21 protein-coding genes are annotated in these 20,422 nt (G+C 66.2%); 13 read left to right on the plus strand and 8 right to left on the minus strand.

Annotated features, from left to right (window positions below):
• The first annotated feature begins 46 nt into the window (after positions 1-46).
• From J9885_RS10445 to J9885_RS10460, 4 genes are all read left to right on the plus strand, one after another.
• Positions 47-727, plus strand: coding sequence for a DUF484 family protein (locus J9885_RS10445; RefSeq protein ID WP_210549352.1), 681 nt, complete (start codon positions 47-49; stop codon positions 725-727).
• Complete coding sequence (gene xerC, locus J9885_RS10450; protein ID WP_349237384.1) at positions 720-1,697, plus strand: tyrosine recombinase XerC; 978 nt, start codon at positions 720-722, stop codon at positions 1,695-1,697. Before J9885_RS10445 ends, xerC begins: the two co-directional genes overlap by 8 nt.
• A gap of 12 nt (positions 1,698-1,709) precedes the next feature.
• Complete coding sequence (locus J9885_RS10455) at positions 1,710-2,420, plus strand: HAD-IA family hydrolase (RefSeq protein ID WP_210549354.1); 711 nt, start codon at positions 1,710-1,712, stop codon at positions 2,418-2,420.
• A 134-nt stretch (positions 2,421-2,554) separates the two neighbouring features.
• Positions 2,555-2,959 (plus strand): hypothetical protein, encoded by a 405-nt coding sequence (locus tag J9885_RS10460; RefSeq protein WP_043757051.1) that lies wholly within the window; start codon positions 2,555-2,557, stop codon positions 2,957-2,959.
• On the opposite strand, the gene J9885_RS10465 is transcribed toward J9885_RS10460, so the two are convergent.
• The 3 genes from J9885_RS10465 to J9885_RS10475 form a co-directional block, all read right to left on the minus strand.
• Complete coding sequence (locus tag J9885_RS10465) at positions 2,956-3,726, minus strand: gamma-glutamyl-gamma-aminobutyrate hydrolase family protein (protein WP_210549356.1); 771 nt, start codon at positions 3,724-3,726, stop codon at positions 2,956-2,958. The genes J9885_RS10460 and J9885_RS10465 overlap by 4 nt on opposite strands.
• Before the next feature lie 366 nt (positions 3,727-4,092).
• Complete coding sequence (gene yidA, locus J9885_RS10470; protein ID WP_210549358.1) at positions 4,093-4,902, minus strand: sugar-phosphatase; 810 nt, start codon at positions 4,900-4,902, stop codon at positions 4,093-4,095.
• 114 nt (positions 4,903-5,016) lie between these two features.
• Positions 5,017-6,681: a FapA family protein gene (locus J9885_RS10475; protein ID WP_349237385.1), complete on the minus strand. Its 1,665-nt coding sequence runs from the start codon at positions 6,679-6,681 to the stop codon at positions 5,017-5,019.
• Between the two features lie 372 nt (positions 6,682-7,053).
• On the opposite strand from J9885_RS10475, the gene J9885_RS10480 reads away from it, so the two are divergent.
• On the plus strand, positions 7,054-7,563 hold the full coding sequence (locus J9885_RS10480; protein ID WP_210549360.1) for a metal-dependent hydrolase: 510 nt from the start codon (positions 7,054-7,056) through the stop codon (positions 7,561-7,563).
• A gap of 6 nt (positions 7,564-7,569) precedes the next feature.
• On the opposite strand, the gene J9885_RS10485 is transcribed toward J9885_RS10480, so the two are convergent.
• Positions 7,570-8,721 carry a CinA family nicotinamide mononucleotide deamidase-related protein gene (locus tag J9885_RS10485; protein ID WP_210549362.1) on the minus strand — a complete coding sequence of 384 codons (1,152 nt, stop codon included), beginning with the start codon at positions 8,719-8,721 and terminating at the stop codon, positions 7,570-7,572.
• 29 nt (positions 8,722-8,750) lie between these two features.
• Positions 8,751-9,989, minus strand: coding sequence for a DUF3391 domain-containing protein (locus J9885_RS10490; RefSeq protein ID WP_210549364.1), 1,239 nt, complete (start codon positions 9,987-9,989; stop codon positions 8,751-8,753).
• Between the two features lie 142 nt (positions 9,990-10,131).
• Between J9885_RS10490 and metA the strand changes: the two genes are divergently transcribed.
• Complete coding sequence (gene metA / locus J9885_RS10495; protein ID WP_043757066.1) at positions 10,132-11,079, plus strand: homoserine O-succinyltransferase; 948 nt, start codon at positions 10,132-10,134, stop codon at positions 11,077-11,079.
• Positions 11,080-11,107: 28 nt separating this feature from the next.
• Here the strand turns inward: metA and J9885_RS10500 are convergent, their stop codons facing one another.
• Positions 11,108-11,605 (minus strand): tyrosine-protein phosphatase, encoded by a 498-nt coding sequence (locus J9885_RS10500; RefSeq protein ID WP_210549367.1) that lies wholly within the window; start codon positions 11,603-11,605, stop codon positions 11,108-11,110.
• A gap of 160 nt (positions 11,606-11,765) precedes the next feature.
• Between J9885_RS10500 and J9885_RS10505 the strand changes: the two genes are divergently transcribed.
• Positions 11,766-12,236, plus strand: coding sequence for an Lrp/AsnC family transcriptional regulator (locus tag J9885_RS10505; RefSeq protein ID WP_043757071.1), 471 nt, complete (start codon positions 11,766-11,768; stop codon positions 12,234-12,236).
• A 53-nt stretch (positions 12,237-12,289) separates the two neighbouring features.
• Here the strand turns inward: J9885_RS10505 and J9885_RS10510 are convergent, their stop codons facing one another.
• Positions 12,290-14,254 carry an LTA synthase family protein gene (locus J9885_RS10510; protein ID WP_210549369.1) on the minus strand — a complete coding sequence of 655 codons (1,965 nt, stop codon included), beginning with the start codon at positions 14,252-14,254 and terminating at the stop codon, positions 12,290-12,292.
• Positions 14,255-14,510: 256 nt separating this feature from the next.
• On the opposite strand from J9885_RS10510, the gene J9885_RS10515 reads away from it, so the two are divergent.
• The gene (locus J9885_RS10515) at positions 14,511-14,783 is read left to right on the plus strand and encodes a DUF2442 domain-containing protein (RefSeq protein WP_210549371.1); all 273 of its coding nucleotides are present in this window, start codon (positions 14,511-14,513) and stop codon (positions 14,781-14,783) included.
• A 124-nt stretch (positions 14,784-14,907) separates the two neighbouring features.
• The gene (locus tag J9885_RS10520) at positions 14,908-16,524 is read left to right on the plus strand and encodes an alpha-amylase family protein (protein ID WP_210549373.1); all 1,617 of its coding nucleotides are present in this window, start codon (positions 14,908-14,910) and stop codon (positions 16,522-16,524) included.
• Between the two features lie 60 nt (positions 16,525-16,584).
• Here the strand turns inward: J9885_RS10520 and J9885_RS10525 are convergent, their stop codons facing one another.
• The gene (locus tag J9885_RS10525; protein WP_210549375.1) at positions 16,585-18,027 is read right to left on the minus strand and encodes a RimK family protein; all 1,443 of its coding nucleotides are present in this window, start codon (positions 18,025-18,027) and stop codon (positions 16,585-16,587) included.
• A gap of 186 nt (positions 18,028-18,213) precedes the next feature.
• On the opposite strand from J9885_RS10525, the gene J9885_RS10530 reads away from it, so the two are divergent.
• From J9885_RS10530 to J9885_RS10545, 4 genes are all read left to right on the plus strand, one after another.
• Positions 18,214-18,687, plus strand: a complete 474-nt coding sequence (locus J9885_RS10530) for an N-acetyltransferase (protein ID WP_210549377.1) — start codon at positions 18,214-18,216, stop codon at positions 18,685-18,687.
• A complete protein-coding gene (locus tag J9885_RS10535) occupies positions 18,684-18,920 on the plus strand; it encodes a DUF3624 domain-containing protein (RefSeq protein WP_043757090.1) in 237 nt (78 codons plus the stop codon). Before J9885_RS10530 ends, J9885_RS10535 begins: the two co-directional genes overlap by 4 nt.
• 42 nt (positions 18,921-18,962) lie before the next feature.
• Complete coding sequence (locus tag J9885_RS10540; RefSeq protein WP_210549379.1) at positions 18,963-19,709, plus strand: SDR family oxidoreductase; 747 nt, start codon at positions 18,963-18,965, stop codon at positions 19,707-19,709.
• A 197-nt stretch (positions 19,710-19,906) separates the two neighbouring features.
• Positions 19,907-20,335, plus strand: coding sequence for a hypothetical protein (locus tag J9885_RS10545; RefSeq protein ID WP_210549381.1), 429 nt, complete (start codon positions 19,907-19,909; stop codon positions 20,333-20,335).
• Positions 20,336-20,422 lie beyond the last annotated feature (87 nt).

Genomic DNA, 20,422 nt, shown 5'->3' on the forward strand with positions numbered 1-20,422 from the left:
CAATGTCGGGGCCCTTGGCCCCTTTTTCGGATGGATCAACCAAGTTATGAGCGAACTCAAACGGCAGGAATCACTGGTGGATGAAGCCACAGTGCTGGAGTACCTGGCCCGTTACCCCGAGTTTTTCCAACGCCACGGAGCCATGCTGGACCGGATCCGCATTCCCCACGCACAAAAGGGCGCCATCTCCCTGGTGGAACGCCAGCTGGACAGGCAGCGCGAGCGCATCGAGCAGCTGGAGCAGGAGATCACCGAGCTGATGGGGGTCGCCAGCGAGAACGAGCGGATCTTCCGGATCTACGCCGACCTTTATGGGGAGATCTATGGCTGCCAGAGCCTGTTCGAGCTGAGCGCCGTGATGGGCAAGGCCTTCGTGCAGCGGCTGCGACTGACCGGCCTGCGGCTCTGGCTCAGCCCGAAGCAGTTCCAGCTGAGCGGCCCGGAGCAGCGCTTCCTGGCAGAGGGCAGGCTGCTCGATCAACTGCTCGGGCAGCGTCTGCCGGGCACGGACTACTATTTCGGCCGCCTCAACCAGAGCGAGAAACAGGCGCTGTTCGGCAACGACGTCCTGGTCAACTCGGTGGCCCTGATGCGCCTCGGCGATCTCGGCGTGCTGGCTTTCGCGAGCTCGGATCCCAGCCACTTCGCCCCCCACAACGACACCCTGCTGCTGGGCCAGCTGGGTCGCCTGCTGCAACTGCGCCTGCCCGAGCTGGCCCGTGGCTAAGGCACCGCCCCGATCACCTGCCAAGGCGCCGCCTGCCGCCGAGCCTCTGCCGACTGCATTGGCTGACGAGCTCGCGGCCTTTATCGAATACCTGAGGGTCGAGCGCCAGCTCAGCCCCCACACCCGCAGCAACTATCAGGCCCACCTGGAAGCCATGACCGCCGAGCTGGTGAGGCTGGGGCTCGATGACTGGGCCCGGCTCGAGGCGAGCCAGGTGCGCAGTCTGGTGACCCGGATGCACAAGGGGGGGCTCGCGCCCCGCTCCCTCGCTACCAAGCTCTCCGCCTTGCGCAGCTTCTGCGACTGGCAGGTGCGCCAGGGGCGGATCAGCGCCAACCCGGCGCGGGGCATCGCCACCCCCAAGCTGGGGCGGCCCCTGCCCAAGAATCTGGACGTGGACGAGATGTACCAGCTGCTCAACATCACCGACGAGCAGGATCCACTGGCGGTACGGGATCGCGCCATCATGGAGCTGATGTACTCCTCCGGCCTGCGCCTCGCCGAGCTGGTGGGGCTGAACCTCGCGGACGTGAAGCTCGATGATCGCCAGCTCAGGGTGACCGGCAAGGGATCCCGGGAGCGGGTGCTGCCCATCGGGCGGATGGCGGTGGAGTGGCTGCAGAAGTGGCTCAAGGTGCGGCCACTGCTGGCGGGCGACGAGCCGGAGGCGCTGTTCGTCTCCAAGCGCCGGCAGCGGTTGTCGGCCCGCTCGGTGCAGGAGCGGCTCGATGGCTGGGGCAACAAGCAGGCGCTCAACGCCCACGTGCATCCCCACAAGCTGCGCCACAGCTTCGCCACCCACATGCTGGAGTCTTCCGGTGATCTGCGGGCGGTGCAGGAGCTGCTGGGCCACGCGGATCTCTCCACTACCCAGATCTACACCCACCTCGACTTCCAGCATCTGGCCAAGGTGTATGACAGCGCTCATCCCAGGGCCAAGCGGGATCCCGCCGCGCCGGATGAAGAGTAAACAGGAGTAGCCATGCAGTTTTACCGTCGCTGGCAGCCGGTGGCCGCCATTACCTTCGATCTCGACGACACCCTCTATGACAACGGCCCCGCCATCGCGCGGGCCGAGCAGTGGATGCTGAGCCACCTGCGCAGCGAATACCTGGCCACCGCCATGCTCGACAAACCGCGCTGGCTGGCGCTCAAGCGCCAGCTGCTGCTGAGCCGGCCGGAGCTGCGCGACGATGTCAGCCTGGCGCGCTTGCACGGCATCCGCGAGGCCCTGGTGCAGGGGGGCATGGCCCCCTCGCAGGCGGCGCTGGAGGCGGAGACGGTGTTCGCCGGCTTCCTGGCGGAGCGCTCGAAGATCGAGGTGAGCGACGAGACCCACGCCTTGCTGGCGCAGTTGGCCGGGCGCTATCCCCTGGCCGTGATCACCAACGGCAATCTCGACCTGGTCCAGGCTGGTCTCGCGGATTACTTCACGCTGGTGTGCAAGGCGGGGGCGGGCGCCCGGATGAAGCCGGCGCCGGACATGTTCATGCAGGTGCAGGCGGCTCTCGGGCTCGCGCCAGGCCGGATCCTCCACGTGGGGGATCACCCGGAGACCGACGTGCTGGGGGCCAGATTGCACGGCTTTCGCGCCGCCTGGCTCAACGAGCGCGGCCAGTCATGGCAGTCGCTCTCCCTGCTGCCGGACGTGGAGCTGGGGGCGCTTCACGAGCTGGCAGGGCTGCTGCTCTAGGCGGGAGCGGGCATCGGGCAAGAGGCGCCGGAGGTGGCGCGGGCTGGGGAGCGACCACCGGGAAAAAGATGCGCCAGAGAGGCGGTTTATTTATCCTTGACGCGAACTGACAAGGGAGTGCAGGCGTGAGTGGAATGAAGAGTGTCATCTGGTTGGCCATCCCCCTGGTGCTGGGGGGGTGCGACCTGCTGCGCGACAGCTACCGGGTGGAGTTTCGGGATGGCTCCTGGCGGGAGATCACCATCTCCTCTTTCTCGGATGAGGCGCTCTGGCGCGAGGGGTGTGCCACCGGCGAGATCCTGGTGGACATGACCTTGCCCCTGAAGCGGGGCAAGGTGGTGGAGGGTCGCGAGCAGCTGCTGATCGGCGGCGAGCTGTTCGAGCTGGAGGAGGCCCGCCTCTATCGCGGCAACGGCACCGTGCTCGGACAGGCCCCAGATCACATACAACGGGGCCTCAAGGGGCTGGATGTCTGCCGTACCCTGCGTCCTGCCCGCGGCTCCCTGCCCAGGCTCAAGACCAAGGGGTTTGGTGACTAGCCCGCCTGCTGCCGGTACTGGCGGCAGGCGTCACCGAATGCCTTGAACAGCTTGACGGAGTGGGGGTTGTCGTTCGCCTTCCACTCCGGGTGCCACTGCACCGCCAGGGTGAACTGGGGCAAGCTGGGCGCATGGATCGCCTCGATCAAACCATCCTCGGCGTGGGCCAGGGGCGCCAGCCCCTGTGCAAGCCGCTTTATCCCCTGGCCGTGCAGGGAGTTGACCGGGATCTGCTCCTCCTCCATCAGATCGGCAAACCAGGTACCGGGCACCAGGCTCACCTGGTGGCTGTGGCCATACTGCTCATCCACGGGATCGTCCGCATCCTCTCTGTGATCCGCATAGCCGGGTTCGCTATAGACCTTCTGGTGAATGTCGCCACCCAGGGCCACGTTGATCTCCTGCATGCCGCGGCAGATGCCGAGCAGGGGCAGTCCCCTGTCGATGGCGGCGCGCACCAGGGGGATGTCGAACAGATCCCTGTCCCTGTCCTGGGGCTTCTCCGGGGTGAGGTTCTCCTGGCCGTAGAGGGCGGGATCTATGTTGGATCCGGCGCCGCTCAGGTAGACGCCATCTGCAAGATCCAGATACTGCTCCAGATCTTCGGTGCCGCAGCAGGTGGGGACCAGCAGGGGCACGCAGCCGCTGATCTCCACCAGGGGCTTGATGTATTTGTGGGTCATTACCTGGTAGGCGTGGCCACTACGGGCCTGGGCCCCCATGGTCATCAGCACGACGGGTTTGGTTTGGGAACTGGGGTTTGGCATAGGTCACCTGGCTATCCTTGGCGGTCTCATCCTGCGCCTTGGGAAGGCCCTTGCCGCGCCATGCTGGCAAAGGCATGCCTCAAGGCATGGTCATGGGATCAGGGTCGTGCCGCAGTACCAGAATCGTCGGTCAGCCTGGGCAACGACAGCCTGGATCCTGTTCCCAGTCTGCCAAGGCCGTTCAATATGTCAAACGAAATGATGCGGTTATGTTAATAAAAAACATAACAAAGCCAGCTTGAGTCCCGTTTTAAGGGGCCTGCAGGGGAGCGGATGGCGAGGGGGGATGTGGAATGGTGGATATATTAAACATTTGACCCAGAGGGCCGGATAGCAAAAGGGGCCGAAAGGCCCCTTGTCGTTTGGTCAGGCGTTCAGGATGAACCGTTCGATCACCCTGGCCACGCCGTCGTCGTCATTGCGGCTGGTGATGTGCTGTGCCAGCGACTTGATCTCGTCGGTGGCGTTGCCCATGGCGACCCCGAGGCCGGCATATTCGATCATGTGGCGGTCGTTGCCCGCATCCCCCACCGCGATCACCTGGTCGGCGGTCAGGCCGAGGTGCTCCGCCAGGGCGGCCACGCCGGTCCCCTTGTTGCTGCGCTTGTTCATGAACTCGAGGAAGTAGGGGGCGCTGCGCACCACGGTGTAGCGTTCGTAGAGTTCGGCGGGCAGCTGGGAGATGGCACGGGAGAGCTGGGGCTCGGGATCGATCATCATCACCTTCATGATCTGCTCGTCGGCGGGCAGGGTGGCAAAGTCCACCAGGTTGATGGGCATCCTGATGAGGCGGGACTCGTGCTCGGTATAGGTGCTGACCCTGGGACTGATGAGGCCCTGGCAGACGGAGAAGCCGTGGACGTTGACCCCCAGCTCCTTGGCCAGATGGGCGATGGCGCTGGCATCGCTGCCGGTCAGCAGCTGGCTGCGGATGATGCGCTGCTCCGCAACCTGCTGCACCAGGGCGCCGTTGTAGCAGATGACGTAGTCATCCTGACCGGTGAGGCCGAGCTCGGCCAGGGAGGGGGTCATGCCTTCCAGGGGGCGACCCGATGCCAGGACCACGGTCACGCCCTGGGCGCGGGCCGCCGCGATGGCGTCACGGGTGCGGGGGGAGATCTGGCCCTCTGGGTTCAGCAGGGTGCCATCCATATCCAATGCGATCAGCTTGTACATCTTCTCACTACCTGAGTCTGGCCGGCCCGCCCGATGGGGCCAAGGGGAGGCCGAGTGTAGCGAAAATCGCCGCCGGGATCACGCCATCGCCTCCCAGGGCGTGCCCCCGATCCTTCAGCGCTGGCCCTGGTAGGGGGTCAGTTGCAGCTGATCTTCCCGGATGGCGAAGTGGATGGGGCCGTGCTCGATGTCGACCCTGTTGTGGTGATGGGCCATCTCCACCTCGACGCCGGGGAAGAGGCGCTGGGTGGCGATGATGTCCATGTTGGCCATCAGCGCCTGCAGCTCGCGCTGTGCCTCGACCAGCTGCTCGTCCAGGGACTTGCTCTCGTCGAGCTGGCGGGTGCGCAACGTCTTGATCTTCGCCAGGGTCTCGGGGTTGCGCCTGTCACTGGGCAGCTGCAACAGGCGCAGGATGAGATCCTGCAGCTTGTCGAGCTGCTCCCGGCAGCTCTGCTTGCGCTGGCGCAGGGCCAGCTCCTGCTCCTTGTGGCTGAAGTAGCCGCCGAGGATCTGCAGCCGGGTCCGGTTGGCCGCCGAGGCCCCGAGCACCGGGGCCATGATGAGGCGGTTGGCGATGTTGACGCCCCCGATGAGGTGGCCCTTGCGCATGGCGCTGTCGCCGACCTTCAGATCCTGGCCGCTGCGGCAGTAGCAGTGGCTGAGCTGGCTCTGGATATGGATGTCGCCGTCGGCCTCCAGCCTGGCGTATTGGGCATAGCTTGCGTGGATCTCGCCACCGGCGCTGAGGTGGCAGAGGTACTCCTCCTCCCCCAGCTTGCGGCCTATGATGCCGTTACGCACCGTGATGGTGCCGCCAGATTCGATAAGCCCCCCCTCGACGAAGCCACCGATCACCACGTCCCCGCGGGTCTTGATGCGCATGCCGGGCATGACGTCGCCGGTGACCAGCAGGGAGCCGTCGAACTCGACGTGGCCGTGGCGGATGTCGACCTGCTTGACGTTCAGCACCTCGTCGACCCGCATGCCTGCGCGCTCCTGGCACGGGAGTCCGGTGCGGGTCGCCAGCAGCAGGTCAGGATCCTCCCGAGAGAGGCTGGTGCCGTCACCCGCCGTCAGGGGGATCTCCTTGCCGTCCCGGGCCGGCAGCGTCTGACCTGTCACGGTGACGCCGTCCAGGCCCCGGGTGGCGGGGTGGCGGCGCATCAGCGGCGACCCCGCCCTGACGGTGAGCAGGGTGCCCAGATCACGCATGTCCACCTTGCCGTGGTCCAGCTCCTGGGGTTTGAGGATCCGCTCGGCTGCGGTTTCCACCAGCCGCTCGAAACGGGTGTCCTTGCCGTGTTTCGCCGCCCGGCCGAGGGCGATGACAGGGCTCAGCTGCGCGCCGGGGGGGGCCTCGCTGGCGGCCTGGAGGGCGGCGGCGAGCAACCGCTCGCTCACCCCCATCCTGACCGGACTCGCCGCCAGGGCCTCATGCAGCTGGGCCAGGGTGAGGGGGTTGCCACCCCAGTCCGCGGTGATCTGCGCCCTGGCGCTCATCTGATCCTTGTCGACCTGGATAAGCAGCCTGGCATCCTGGCGCCGGGCGATGGGCACGGGGGGATGAGCCGGGGCATCCGGCTGGCTGAGCAGGGCGTTGAGCAGGGTGACAGCCTGGCGGATCCCTTCGTCGAGGGGCTGGTAGCGCCGGCAGTTGGAGAGCCGCAGCAGGGCGAGGACGTCCGCCTCCTGGATGGGGGCGCCAAGGCCGGGGATGATGCGCAGGCAGACACAGGTCATGTCTGCCGACAGCTGAAACCACGCCTTACTCAACACCGGGGCACCTCCCTCGTCGTCCCGATCCGGCGTTCCCCTGTGACCGGGGCGGATCCCTGCCGGATGCCGCGGCCGCCGGGGCGGCCCAAAACCGCAGTATTCGGGTCTTTTTCCTTCCGGGTCAACGTGCTGGGTGCAAATGGGTGATCCGGGTTGAGGAAATTTATGCTGACAGGGGGGCGGGACCCCGCCTTGTCGGACTGTGGCTGCCTGAGCTTTGAGCGATCGCGCCTGTCCCCGGGCACGGGCGGGGGATTCTCCTTGCCAGACGGGAGACAAGGGATTCTAATCTGCCGCCGCGAGGTGCCGGGGATGGCTGTCACCGGCCATCCCGCCCATCTGTTCCACCGAATGCCCAACCGAACGAGCCCCATGACCGCCCAAGGCCACCTGCTGTTTTCCGTCACCTGCGTCCTGCTTGCCCACAAGGTCGAACTCACCCCGGCCCTGGCCGACGCCAGCCTGTGGCACATCATTCCCATGGCCCTGGCGAGCGCCCTGCTGCCCGACCTGGACCATCCCCACTCCCTGCTCGGCCGGCAACTGCCCTGGATCTCGGGACCCCTCTCGCGGATCTTCGGCCATCGCGGCTTCACCCACAGCCTGCTGGCGGTGGCCATGGGGGTCTGGGGGCTGGCGCAGGCTCCGGGCCTGCTGTCGGGGGCGGTGAAGGATGCCCTCATCGTGGGTTACCTCAGCCACCTGCTGGGGGACTGGCTCACCCCGATGGGGATTCCCCTGTGCTGGCCCTGGCGCCGCCGCTTCCGCCTGCCCGGTCTGCCCCTCAAGAGCGGGGGTGGCTACGAGCGGGCCTTCTGCCTGCTGACCCTGGCGCTCGCCGGTTACTGGGTCCACGGCGATCTGGGGCTCGGCGCCCTCTAGCCGGGGTCAGGCGAGGCGGCTGGCGGTGCGCGTCAGGGTGAGGTAGTCGGCGAGCACCGGCAACCCCAGCAGGTGACGGCGCAGCATGTCGAGGGCGGCGAAGGCGAGGATCCGGCGACCGCTCCCCGGATCCGGGTGACTGACCTTGAGGGTCTGGCCAAACTGCCGTCCGTCGATGCACAGCAGCAGGGGCACGCCGTGTGGCCCGGCCCGGCCAATGGTGAGGCCGGAGTGGGGGCCGTCACCCGCCAGCAGATCGAGCTCGTCGGGGAGGGCGTGGCTGAAGTGCGCCTCCAGCGCGGGGTGGGTGTGGCACATGGCCAGCAGGGCGCCCCGGGTCTCCCCTTCTCGCAGGCACAGCGACCGTTCCCCCAGCAGGGCCAGGATCTGGCTGGCCGGCTCCTCGTTGCCTTTTCCCACCAGCCAGGGGGTGATCACCTGCAGCAGGCGGGCTTCGGCGGCGTCCATGTCCGCAGGGACGGCGCCGTGGCCGATGAGCTTGAGCTCGATCAGCGGCATGGAGGAGCGGTAGCCGAGCTCGATGCCCGTCGGCCAGGGGGCTGCATCCAGCCGATCCGAGAGGGCGGATTCCGAGATGCCGAAGGTGTAGAAGCGGCGCAACTCGGTGTCTGTCTGCGCCCCCGCCAGCGCCTTGAGACGCGGCACGATCTGCTCGCGCACCATCTGTTTGAATTCGAACGGCACGCCCGGAGTGAAGAAGAGCCGGCTCTGGCCAGAGTGCACCAGGAAGCCGCAGGCGGTGCCGACCGGGTTGTCGAGGATCTCGCAACCCTGCGGCAGCCAGGCCTGCTTGGTGTTGCTGGATGGCATGGCGCGGCCCCGGCTGGCGTAACGGGCCTCCATGGTGGCGAGCCAGTCGGGGAACAGGGTCAGGGGCTGGTCGAAGGCCTCGGCCGCCGCCTGGGCGGTGAGGTCGTCGGCGGTAGGGCCGAGCCCGCCACACACCAGCACGACTTCGGCGCGGCTGGCGCACTCGCGCAGCACGGCCTTCAGGTCGGCGAGGTTGTCCCCGACCGTGGTGCGGCGGCGCACCTGCCAGCCCTGCTCCAGCAAGAGGGCGCTGAGCCAGGCGGCGTTGGTATCTACCACCAGGCCGGTCACTATCTCGTCGCCGGTACTGAGGATCTCGATGCGCATGCAGACTCCTTGGAAATGGCGAACCCGGATCAGGACTGGTTGTGTTCGAAGTAGTAGCTGATCCGGGTACGCGGGTTGAGGTATTCAAACACCGCGGGGGGCAGGCGTTTGGGGTGAATCACCTTGACGATGGCAAGCCCGGTCTCCTCGAGATCGATGATGGCCGCCTCCTGGCGCGGGATGCGCGGATCGTACACCAGCACCGCGGGGTAGAGCAGGCGGGAGGCGTTGACCGACATCACCAGCCCCACCTGGCCATTGGAGAGCTGCACCACGCTGCCGGGGGGATAGATCCCCATCAGCCGGATCAGCATGCCGAGGTGATCGGCGTTGAACTGGGCCTTGCGCTGCTTGTAGAGGCTGCCGAGGGCCGAGTAGGGCACCTTGGCCTGCAGGTGGCAGAGGTTGTCATACTCGTTGATGAGGGAGACGATCTGGGTGAGGGGGTCGAGCTGGGCCCCCTTGAGCCCTAGTGGCCCGCTGCCGTCCAGGTATTCGTGGTGGTGCCGCACTATGTTCCTGGCGGGCTCCGGAAATTCCCTCGCCAGGCTCAGCAGCTCCAGCCCGTAACGCGGGTGCTGGGCCACCAGGTTCTGCTCGGGCCTGGTGAGCGGCTCCGTCTTGCGCAGGATCTGGCTCGGGAGCTTCAGCTTGCCGATGTCGTGGAACAGGGCCCCCATGCCGACCAGGCGGATTGCCTCGGCCGGCAACTTGCACTCCCGGGCCAGCAGCATGCTGAGCACGCTGACGTTGAGGGAGTGAAACTGCAGGCTGTTGCCATCCGAGCTGTCGGACACCAGGTGCAACACCATCTCGTCCACCGACAGCAGCTGCTCCGTCATGGCGTTGATCAGCTCCTGCGCCTCCCCGATGGCGTTGAGGGGGCGGGACTGGATCTTGCCCATCAGGTTGCGCACCTGGGCCAGGGACTGGCGGAACTGCTTCTCGCACTGCTGCAGATCGCGGCGATAGCGCTGCAGCTGTTCGATGCGCCGTCTCTTCTCGGATTCCATGGCCTGCTGGCGGGCGAGGAGTGCCTCGTCGTCTTCCCCCAGGAGAGCAGGCTGACCGAGGGGCTTGGGGGGCGTGTCGCTCTTGTCGGGAATGATGGTCACCAGCTTGAGCCCCAGCCGGCGGATGAGCTCTATCTCCTCCTCGCGCTTCAGCTTGAAGCTGGAGAACAGGAAGGGGTGCTCGCGCCACCCCAGCGGCAGGGAGACAAAATTGCCGACTTGCAGCCGGTCTACGGAGATCTTGATGCCTGTCATGGGGTTGGACGCGAGGGACACACTGAGCCGTATGCTAGTCAAAGGCCGGAGTGAATAAAAGGTATCTGGTGACAGCGTGGGCGCTTTATTATAGGCTTCTAGATGTCCAGACATATTTACCGATGCAGTACAGGGAGTCAGCATGCCGATCAAGATCCCGGACCAGTTGCCCGCCGCCGAAGTGCTGGGGCAGGAGAACATCTTCGTGATGACGGAATCCCGGGCCGTCACCCAGAACATCCGTCCGCTGCGGGTGCTCATCCTCAACCTGATGCCCAAGAAGATAGAAACCGAGATCCAGCTGATGCGGATGCTCTCCAACTCGCCGTTGCAGGTGGATGTGGATCTGCTGCGCATCGACGATCGGGAGTCGAAGAACACGCCCCAGGCGCACCTGGAGAACTTCTATCACGACTTCGAGCAGGTGCGGGGGAACAACTACGACGGCATGATCATCACGGGGGCGCCGCTCGGGCTGGTGGAGTTCGAGGAGGTCATTTACTGGCCGCGGATCGTCGAGATCATCGAGTGGTCCCACCAGCACGTGACCTCCACCCTGTTCCTCTGCTGGGCGGTGCAGGCGGCGCTGAAAGCCTTGTATGGCATGGAGAAGCAGACCCACGGCGAGAAGCTCTCCGGCGTCTATCGCCACCACCGCCTCGACGAGCACGAGCCGCTGCTGCGCGGTTTCGACGACGAGTTCGTGGCGCCCCACTCCCGCTATGCGGCGTTCGACGGCGATCTCATCCGTGCCCACACCGATCTGCAGATCTTCGCAGAATCGGAAGAGGCTGGCGTCTATCTGGCGGCGACCAAGGACTGTCGCCAGGTGTTCGTCACCGGCCACCCGGAGTACGACGCCCTGACCCTGGACGGGGAGTACCGGCGGGATCTGGCGGCCAGCCTCTCCCCTGTGGTGCCGGTCAACTACTACCCGGACAACGACCCGAACCAGACCCCGCGCGCCACCTGGCGCAGCCACGGGCATCTGCTGTTTTCCAACTGGCTCAACTACTACGTCTATCAGCTGACCAGCTACAGGGTGGAAGACATCGGCAAGGTATTCACCTACCAGCCACCCAAGGGGTAGGTCGCCGTCAGTCGAGCCCGGCCAGCCCTCATCCCCGGGTGTCGAGCCAGTGGCGGTGGCAGGCCAGGGTGAAGGCCCGTGGCCGTCTGGCCCGGATGACGGCCATGGCCTCCTGCTGGGGCAGTCCCTGGGCCATCAGCAGCAGGGCCGCCGCCAGCCCGGTGCGCCCGCTCCCCCCGTGGCAGTGAATGACCAGATGCCGCCCCTCCCGCAGCAGGGCGAGCAGCTCGGGCAACACCCGGGGCCAGGCCTGTTCGAAGGCGACATCGGGTGCCTGGTCGTCCGCGATGGGCAGGTGAAACCACGCCATGCCCCTGGCGTCCACCTGGGGACCCAGGTCCGCGAGGCCCTGGGCGGCCAGCTCCTCCTGCGTCATCAGCGTGAGCACCCCGCCGGCCCCGGCCAGCTGCAGCTGGGCCAGGGCCCGGGTCAGGGCGACCTGCTGGCTGCCGGGGCAGGGGGTGAGCAAGAGCTGCCCGTCGAGGCGCAATACCTCCAGGCTCCAGAAGGGGTGGGCACTGAGCATGGGGCGTCTCCTCGCCGTCGGAAAAGCGGCGGGATGGGGCACCCCGCGCGGGTGCGGCACAGCATAGGGGGGACGGTGGCGATGTCAATGCGCGTTGTGTTCGTCCCGGTTTACGGGCAGAGTCTAAAAAAATCGAGCGATGCAAGGACAAGGAGTAGAGATGAGAAACCTGGATCAACTGGACTTGGACATCCTGGCCCATCTGTTTCGCGACGCGGGCATGACCAACAAGGATCTGGCGGCCCTGGTCGGGGTGGCGCCCTCCACCTGCCTGGAGCGGGTACGCAAGCTGCAACAGGACGGAGTGCTCAAGGGGGCGCACTGCGAGGTGGATTATCAGGCGCTGGGTGGTCATATCCAGGCCATGGTCTCCCTGCAGCTGGCACGCCACAGCCGCCAGATCATCGACGCGTTTCGCGACGCCATCCTGGCGCTGCCCGAGGTGATCAGCCTGTTCCACATGGGCGGCAAGGACGACTTCCTGGTGCACCTGTGCGTCTCCGACACCGAGCACCTGCGCAACTTCGTGTTCGATCACTTCACCTCCCGGGAAGAGGTGGTGCACCTGGAGACCTCCCTGGTGTTCGAGCACAGATTCAGCCGCTCCCTGCCCTGCTTCCCACACGGCTGAGCCAGGGGAAATGAAAAAAACCGCCCGAGGGCGGTTTTTTTGTGGGTGCGCCCTCAGTTGAGAGCCAGTCTGCTGTCCTGTGCCGTCCGGTAGAGCCCCTGCTGATAGGCCAGGCTGCCCCACAGGACCAGCCCCAGGGCGGCATCCTTCATGGTGCCCGGTTGTGGTGCCGGGGTGAGCGTCTCTGTCGCATCCTCGTAGATGAAGCCTTCCGGCGCCCGCTCGGGCTGCAGGATCACCACATCCTTTCCGCGCATCAGGGCGAAGTTCTTGTCGTATTGCATGATGGCGCGCCCCGGCCAGTCGGCGGGCATGCGGGTGAGATCCTTGCCCAGCATGGGATAGTCGGCACTTATGCCCATCAGGGAGAGCAGGGTCGGGGCCATGTCGATCTGGCTGACGATGCGAGGATCCTTTCTCGGCGTTATGCCGTCCCCCAGGATGATGCCCGGGATGTGGAAGCGGGGGATGGGTACCAGGCTGGCCCCCCCGACCCGACTGTCGTGATCGGCGATGACCAGGAACAGGGTGTCCTTCCAGTATGCCGATGCCCTGGCCTTCTTGAAGAACTCGCCGACGGCGTAGTCCGCGTACTTGGCGGCGTTGTTGCGGGTCTGCTTGGGCTGCTCGTACAGGGCGATGCGGTTGTCGGGGAATTCGAAGGGATCGTGGTTGCTGGAGCTGAACACCAGGCTGAAGAAGGGTTTGCCCTCTTTGTGCAGCGCCGCGAAGGTGTCGTTGGCCTTGGCCATCAGATCTTCATCCGAGGCACCCCAGGATCCTTCGAACACCGGGTTCTTGAAGTCCTTCTGCTCGACGATGGTGGTGAAGCCGTTGCCGAGGAAGAAGCTGCGCATGTTGTCGAAGTGGCTCTCGCCGCCGTAGATGAAGCTGGTGTCATAGCCTTGCCGCTTGAGCAGGTCGGCGATGGTGAAGAAGTTGGTCTGGCTCTTGCCGAGCTTGACCACGGCCTGGGCCGGGGTCGGCGTGAAGCCGGTGAGCACCGCTTCGATGCCGCGTACCGAGCGGGTACCGGTGGCGTAGAGTTGCTCGAAGGCCCAGCCCTGCCGGGAGAGCGCATCGATGTTGGGGGTGAGCGGCAGGCCGCCGAGGGAGCCGACGAACTGGGCCCCCAGGCTCTCTTGCAGCAGGATCACCAGGTTTTTGGGCTTGCCCTGGTAGCTGGCCGTGTTGAAGGTCTGGCTCGGCAGCTCGGCGGAGGTGAAATCACCGAGCGGGCGACCGCTCTCCTCGCGGACTATCTCCAGCACCTGATGGTCAGCCATCTTGCCGTAAAACTGGCTGGCGTCCTCCTCGGCCCCCATCTGCTTGATGGCAAAGAAGAGGGAGTAGGCGGAGTTGACGGTGAGGGCGTTGACCAGGGGATCGTCGGCAAAGGCCACCATGGCCGGATTCAGGGCGCGATGGCCGAGACTGGATCGGGCGCCGAGGAAGCCGACGGCGAGGATCAGCAGGGCGAAGGCGGGGCGCCAGTACCAGCGGGGGTAGCTGAGATCACGCACCAGGCGGCCGCTCAGCCACCAGCCACCGCCGAGTACGGCGCCGCTGAAGATCACGGCCAGCAGCAGCTCTCCCTTGCGACCTGCCCACAGCATGGAGAGCACCTCCTTCGGATAGATGAGGTACTCCACATAGAGGCGGTTGGGGCGCACCCCGTATTCGGTGACGAAGGCGGGGGTGGAGATCTCGAGAAAGAGCATCAGCCAGAGCCCCAGGGTGAGCCAGACCCGGATAAGCTGCATCCAGAGCCGCCCCGGCGTGTGGGGCCCGGCCAGCAACTGGGTCAAGACGGCGGGCACGCCCCAGACCCAGCAGAGGGTGGCGACGTCGACGCGAATGCCTTGCAGCAGCATCTCCTGCCAGCCAGAGACGGCATCCACCCGTTCCAGTTGCCAGAGCCCGAGGCCAAGGCGGCTGACGGTGAGGGAGATGAGCGCGATCAATGAAAAGACGGCGATGGGCCAAACCGGTCCCAGCCATTGTCTGATGGTGGTCATATTGTTCCTGCAAACCTGTTTGCGCCCATTCCCCGGGCACATTGTTGTTATGGTGCGGGAATATGACCCTGGGGCTGAGCAAAGGTTGCATGGGAATGGGGATATATGGAGAAGTTGGCACGTTTTATGATTTTTTGTGACCGGAAGCAGGGTTTGAAGAGAGCATAAAACGCTGGGAAAACTGTGATCCTGCCAGCACAGCGAGGCAATGGCTGTGCCTATAATGGCGCCGAATTTCTCAATCGGAGCCGAAGGGATGCCGGTCTTTATCGATGTGGAATATCTGCGGGGATGGAGCCTGTTCGTGGTGCTGTCCGACGGCACCACGGGGGCGCTGGACCTGACCCCCTGGCGGACCCAGCCGCTGTTCGCGGCGATGGATTCGGAGCGGCGCTGTGCCCGGGTATTCATCAACCGCCGTCACCAGCTAGAGTGGCCCTCTGGCTGCACCCTGTCGGCCCAGGAGGTTTACCACCTCATCACCCCCATCGACGAGCGTGAGGTCTTCAACGATCGCCAAGGCCGTTGAAAACGACGTGCTAACCCGTTGAGGCAGGTAACGTTTTCAGTCACAGACCCGCTCTGGTCTCACCGTTATCATGACCCCAGTGGGGCGCCTTTCGCGCCCGCAACACCACAGCGGGAACATAACAATGAAACAAGGAACGTTGCGTCGTGGCGGCCTGATCGGGGCCGCCCTGTTACTGACGGCTTGCGGCAGCGGAGGCGGTGGTGCCAGCACCGAGACCGCGCCGCCGGTGGTCAATCCTGCCCCCCCGGCTGCGGCCCGCGCCTGCTACGGCGATGATCAGCCGGCCTGCAACCTGCGCACCTACCAGGTGATGGTGGAGTCCTTCGTCGACGGCGACGGCAGCGCCAACTACGGCGTCGGCTACGGCCCCTCCCGCCACAACGGCGATCTGCAGGGGATCATCGACAGCCTGGACCACATCAAGAGCCTCAACGTCAACGCCATCTGGCTGACCCCGGTGTTCGACTCCTGCGCCGGGCAAGGCGGGGACGACAGGCTGGATGCCACCGGCTACTTCGCCTGCGACTTCTTCAACGTGGACCCCAACTTCGGCAGCAACGCCCAGCTCAAGACCCTGGTGGACGCGGCCCACCAGCGCGGCCTCTATGTCTTCCTCGACGGGGTGTTCGGCCACGTCAACAAGGTGGGGGTGAGCAAGCCCTCCCCCGAGGGGCGCCTGCCCGCCCTCAAGAGCGGCGGTGCCGGCTACCCGGGCCAGCTGGTGGATTACGGCCACCCCGAGAGCCTCGCCTACTTCAAGGAGGTGGCCCGCTACTGGGTCGAGCAGTACGGTATCGACGGCTGGCGCCTCGACCAGGCTTATCAGCTCGGCCTCATTGAGTGGCGCGCCATCCGCAGCGAGGTGGAGCAGGCGAGCGCGGCGCGCAAGGCCGCCGGCCAGCAGTGGGGCACCCTGGGCTACCTGGTGGGGGAGGTGTGGAAGGGGGCCGACGAGATCCGGGCCCAGGCCTATGGCTCGAGCGACAACCCGGCACTCTCCTCGGCGTTCGACTTCCCGCTGCGCTACGGCCTGGTGCAGGCGCTGGCGGTGGAGGAGTCCGGCAAGGGCGGGCAGGGGGCCGGCGTGCTCGATGCCAGCTGGAACAAGGTGGAGAACTACCCGGACCACGCCATGCCGAACCTGATGCTGGGCAACCACGATCTGGTGCGTTTCGGCGATCTGCTGGAGCGCGGCAACTTCAACCCGGAGGACTACTGGCAGCGCCACAAGGCGGCCTTCAGCTTCCTGGCGGCCCGCTCCGGCCCCATCACCCTCTACTATGGCGAAGAGTTCGGCGACGAGGTACCAGGCTTTGCCAGTCAGGTGGGCGGCGACTGCGCCGCCCAGGGGCTCTGTGACGATCATGTGGCCCGCAGCGATGGCAAGGTGCCCGGTGTCACCGGTTTCGTGCCGAGCAGCGAGCAGAGCGAGCTGAAACAGTGGCTTAGCCAGCTGCTGGGCCTGCGCGCCGCCCACCCAGCCCTCTATCAGGGGGAGCGGGTCAAGCTGGTGGCCGAGGGCAGCGTCTACGGCGACATCAAGCAGACGGCGGGCGAGCAGATAGTCTACCTGCTCAACGTCTCCACCACGCCCCAGAGCTATGTCCTGCCGGCGGGCAAGCTGCGCAGCGGCAGCGCCCTGGTGGATCTGCAGAGCGGCGAGCGCCTGGCCATCGGCGGCAGCAGCCTGACGGTGACGCTGCCCCCGCTCACCGGGCGCTTCCTGTTGCTGCAATGACGCTGCGGCCGTTACCCGCGCAATGACAAAAGGGCCCCTCGCGGGGCCCTTGTTGCAAGTTCAGGCGACCGCGCTCTGGCCCCGGTTCTCCAGCCGCTGGCGGAAGGCCCGGGCGAGGCGATCGTAGAGATCCTTCGCCTCCCTGTCCTCCACATCCCCCCGGATCCAGGGGTTGTCGATGATCTCCAGCAGCACGCAGCCCTGCCCCTGCTGGCGCAGATCCACCCCGAACAGGCCGTTGCCGAGCTGGTGGACGGCGCGGCGGGCGGTCTGCAGCACCCGCTCCGGCACCTCGGTGAGGGGCAGCGCCTCTATCCGGCTCATGTCGAGGGGGTGCTTGCGGCGGCGGATGCGGTTGCCGGGCTCGGGCCGGTAGCGGCGGCAGGCGAACAGGGGCGAGCCGTCGAGAAAGCCGATGCGCCAGTCGAACTCGGCGGGGATCCGGCTCTGCACCAGCAGCAGGGCGGAGCGCGCCAGCCCCTCGTCCAGCAGGCGGGCGAGCTGGGTCTCGTCGCTTGCCATGGCGAGATCCCGCCCCTGGGCGCCGTCGGGCACCTTGACCATCAGCGGCAGACCGAGACGCTGCACCAGCTCGTCCACGTGCTGGCGGCCGCGCCGGGTCACCACCATGGTGGGGGGCATGGGCACGCCGCTGCGCACCATCAGCTCGTAGAGGTAGAGCTTGTTGCTGCAGGCGAGGATGGCCCGGGAGCTGTCGATGACCGGCATCTTGAGCTGCTCGGCACGGCGGGCGAACTCGAAGGTATAGTGGCCGACCGCGGTCTCGGCGCGCAGCCACAGGGTGTCGAACTCCGGCAGCCGCTCGATGGCGGAGGGGGCCAGGATCTCGGCCCGGATCCCCTGGGCGGCGGCGGCCTCGATGAAGCGCTCGAGGGCGAGGGCGTCGCTGCTGGCGCGGCCGTCCCCCTGATCCACCAAGATGGCGAGCTGGTAGCGCGGCGCCGCCTGCTCCTCGTCGCCCATGCCCACCAGGGCCTGGGCGTGCTGCACCATCAGCGCCTGCTCGCTCTGGCTCAGCGCCAGCGGTGACAGGCTCTCCTGCTGGCGCACCGACCAGCCGTGGCGACCGCGCTTGAGGGTCAGCTCCTGCAGCGGCAGCTGGCTCAGGCCGTAGTAGTAGCGGGCGAGCCCCGCCAGCTCGCTCTGCTCGCACTGGCCGAAGATGGCGCGTACCCGGATCCTGTCCTCGCTCTGCTGGCTCAGCCAGCCCTGCAGCTTGCGCCACAGCTTGGCGGGGGGCTGCTGGGGCTGCAGCCGGCCGATGGCCTGCAACCCCGGCAGGCAGTGGTGGCCACGGGCCTGGGCCAGCAGGGAGCAGTAGTAGCCCGCGCTCAGGTGCTCCAGACTGCGGCAGAGGTTGATGATGCGCGGACGCCCGCCCGTGGTGGGCAGGCCGTGCTGCAGGTAGGTGCGGGCGGTCAGCAGGTAGTCGGCAGGGCAGGGCCAGTCGCCCGGCTCCTCGACGATGACATAGGTACTCATATTTTGGGCTCCACGGATCAGACTGCCGGAAACGGCAGTATCCCCAGTGGGCTTCGATGCACCGACAAGCACGACAATGGCGCGAGGGGAAACAAGAGGTTACAGTGCCTAATATTCTGCCTTGGTAACTTGTGATACAAGTCGCATTTCTGGTGCTGAGGATAAATAACCGAACAAGGACTCCCCGTGTTGACCGTCCGCGCCGCCCGAACCGACGATCTGGGCGCCATCGTGAAGCTGGAACGCTACTGCTTTCCCCCCGAGGTCGCCTTCGGTCGCAGCCGCTGGCACTATCTGCTCAGCCAGGCCAAGGGGCGCACCCTGATCCTGCAGGACGACAAGGCCCAGCTGATGGGCTACCTCAGCGTGCTGGAGCACAGGGGCTGGGATCGCCTCGTCATCCAGACCCTGGCCATCCGCTGGACGGTGCGCCGCCAGGGCTGGGCCCGCCGCCTGCTGGAGCAGGTGATCCGGGAGGGACGGGAGGCAGGCTGGGGGGCCATCCGGCTCGAAGTCGCCGACGCCAACGCCGAGGCACAGGCTCTCTACCACGGGCTGGGGTTTCGCCCAAGGCTGCGGCTGCCCGATTATTACGGGCCCGGCCAGCATGCGCACCGCCTGGTGCTGCCGCTGGGAGATGAGCGGCAGGAGCCATCATGAGTTGCGAGGATTGCCTGGCCACGGCCATCAGGGCCAAGCTTGGGCGCTGCCCGGTCTGCGCCGGCCAGACCTTTCTCATCGGTGCCGTCGGCTGGCTGGTGTGGTGGTGGTGCGGTGCCGACACCTCGGTCAACGCCCTGACCGGTCTGCTGTTTGCGCTGGGTGGCTCGGGCCTCTTCCTGCTGCACCTGGTGGCCTTTGCATGGCGAAAGCTGGTGAAACGCGACAGATAACGTGCTGATTTTAAAAGAAGACAAATAACAATGGAGGTTCACATGATTGCAATGGTAACGGGCGCCTCGTCCGGCTTTGGTGAGGCCATCAGCCGTCTGCTGGTGAGCGCCGGCCATCGGGTGATCGGCACGGGTCGCCGCGCTGAGCGTCTGGTCGTCCTGGCCGACGAGCTGGGGGAGAGCTTCCTGCCTCTGGTGTTCGACGTGCAGGACAAGGCCGCCACCCGCGCTGCCATCGAGGGGCTGCCGGCCGCCTGGCGCGAGGTGGATCTGCTGGTCAACAACGCAGGTCTCGCCCTGGGACTGGAGCCCGCCCATAAAGCAGATCTCGAGGACTGGGAGCAGATGATCGCCACCAACGTCAGCGGCCTCACCCTGATCACCCGGCTGCTGCTGCCGGGCATGGTCGAACGCAATCGCGGTCACGTCATCAACATCGGCTCCATCGCCGGCACCTACCCCTATCCGGGTGGCAACGTCTACGGTGCCACCAAGGCCTTCGTGAAGCAGTTCAGCCTGAATCTGCGGGCCGATCTGGCGGGCACCGCAGTGCGCGTCACCAACGTGGAGCCCGGCCTGTGCGGCGGTACCGAGTTCTCCAACGTGCGCTTCCACGGGGATGATGCCAAGGCGGCCACCGTCTACCAGGGGGTGCAGGCCATCCAGCCGGAGGACATCGCCAATACCGTGCGCTGGATAAGCGAGCAGCCCGCTCACGTCAACATCAACAGCATCGAGATCATGCCGGTGGCCCAGACCTTCGGCCCGCTGCACATCAGTCGCCGCTGAGGTCGGCCTGGTGACTCACCCACCCAAGAGAGGCGCCCTTCGGCGCCTCTCTTTTTATGGCGGCGAGGCCGGGGGGGCGTGGCTCCGGGTTGTCTGGCGCAAGGTACTCATGTTGGCCCGCAATTTGCTGCCCCCAGGCCATGGCGGGGCGAAGGGCCCCAAAGGCCGGTGCGACCGGCAGTCAGCATGGAGTCTTCATGGATATCAAACCCTATGGTCAGCAGCTCGCCCAGAGCGCGTCCCAGAGCCGTGCCCTGGCCACCCTCGGCGACAGCGACGACAAGCAGAGCGGCTGGTCCCAGCAGGTCAGCCTCTCCAGCCAGGCGCTGACCGGCAAGGCGCAGCAGGCACTCACCTACGAGCACCTGGCCAGAAATGGCAAGAGTACGGCCCTGACCGGTGGCGTCAAGGATGCGCGGGTGCAACAGATGGTGGACAAGGCCCTGGGCTTCGATCGCAAAAAATTTGACGATCTCGAGAGCCAGATCAAGCGCCTGGCCGACGACAAGACACTCCCGGATGAGGAGCGGGAGAGCCAGACCCGGGGACTCACCGAGCAGCGCGACGCCATGCTCGAGGCGGCCATGGATCGCCTCACTGGCAAGTCGTCGCTCGTGCAGGCGTGACGGGAATGAAAGAGCGTCCTGACGGGGCGTCGAGCTCCCGGGGGGACCGGGCCGGATGAAAGCAGGGAGGGTCTTGATCCTCCCTGC

This window comes from Aeromonas sp. SrichE-2G (assembly GCF_017939565.1).
Taxonomy (GTDB): domain Bacteria; phylum Pseudomonadota; class Gammaproteobacteria; order Enterobacterales; family Aeromonadaceae; genus Aeromonas; species Aeromonas taiwanensis.

Bases quoted from the DNA above. Each gene is read 5' to 3' on its own strand.
- J9885_RS10445 (WP_210549352.1), top strand. From the start codon at position 47: ATGAGCGAACTCAAACGGCAGGAATCACTGGTGGATGAAGCCACAGTG.
- J9885_RS10455 (WP_210549354.1), top strand. From the start codon at position 1,710: ATGCAGTTTTACCGTCGCTGGCAGCCGGTGGCCGCCATTACCTTCGAT.
- J9885_RS10460 (WP_043757051.1), top strand. From the start codon at position 2,555: ATGAAGAGTGTCATCTGGTTGGCCATCCCCCTGGTGCTGGGGGGGTGC.
- J9885_RS10465 (WP_210549356.1), bottom strand. From the start codon at position 3,726: ATGCCAAACCCCAGTTCCCAAACCAAACCCGTCGTGCTGATGACCATG.
- yidA (WP_210549358.1), bottom strand. From the start codon at position 4,902: ATGTACAAGCTGATCGCATTGGATATGGATGGCACCCTGCTGAACCCA.
- J9885_RS10480 (WP_210549360.1), top strand. From the start codon at position 7,054: ATGACCGCCCAAGGCCACCTGCTGTTTTCCGTCACCTGCGTCCTGCTT.
- J9885_RS10485 (WP_210549362.1), bottom strand. From the start codon at position 8,721: ATGCGCATCGAGATCCTCAGTACCGGCGACGAGATAGTGACCGGCCTG.
- J9885_RS10490 (WP_210549364.1), bottom strand. From the start codon at position 9,989: ATGACAGGCATCAAGATCTCCGTAGACCGGCTGCAAGTCGGCAATTTT.
- metA (WP_043757066.1), top strand. From the start codon at position 10,132: ATGCCGATCAAGATCCCGGACCAGTTGCCCGCCGCCGAAGTGCTGGGG.
- J9885_RS10500 (WP_210549367.1), bottom strand. From the start codon at position 11,605: ATGCTCAGTGCCCACCCCTTCTGGAGCCTGGAGGTATTGCGCCTCGAC.
- J9885_RS10505 (WP_043757071.1), top strand. From the start codon at position 11,766: ATGAGAAACCTGGATCAACTGGACTTGGACATCCTGGCCCATCTGTTT.
- J9885_RS10510 (WP_210549369.1), bottom strand. From the start codon at position 14,254: ATGACCACCATCAGACAATGGCTGGGACCGGTTTGGCCCATCGCCGTC.
- J9885_RS10515 (WP_210549371.1), top strand. From the start codon at position 14,511: ATGCCGGTCTTTATCGATGTGGAATATCTGCGGGGATGGAGCCTGTTC.
- J9885_RS10520 (WP_210549373.1), top strand. From the start codon at position 14,908: ATGAAACAAGGAACGTTGCGTCGTGGCGGCCTGATCGGGGCCGCCCTG.
- J9885_RS10525 (WP_210549375.1), bottom strand. From the start codon at position 18,027: ATGAGTACCTATGTCATCGTCGAGGAGCCGGGCGACTGGCCCTGCCCT.
- J9885_RS10535 (WP_043757090.1), top strand. From the start codon at position 18,684: ATGAGTTGCGAGGATTGCCTGGCCACGGCCATCAGGGCCAAGCTTGGG.
- J9885_RS10540 (WP_210549379.1), top strand. From the start codon at position 18,963: ATGATTGCAATGGTAACGGGCGCCTCGTCCGGCTTTGGTGAGGCCATC.
- J9885_RS10545 (WP_210549381.1), top strand. From the start codon at position 19,907: ATGGATATCAAACCCTATGGTCAGCAGCTCGCCCAGAGCGCGTCCCAG.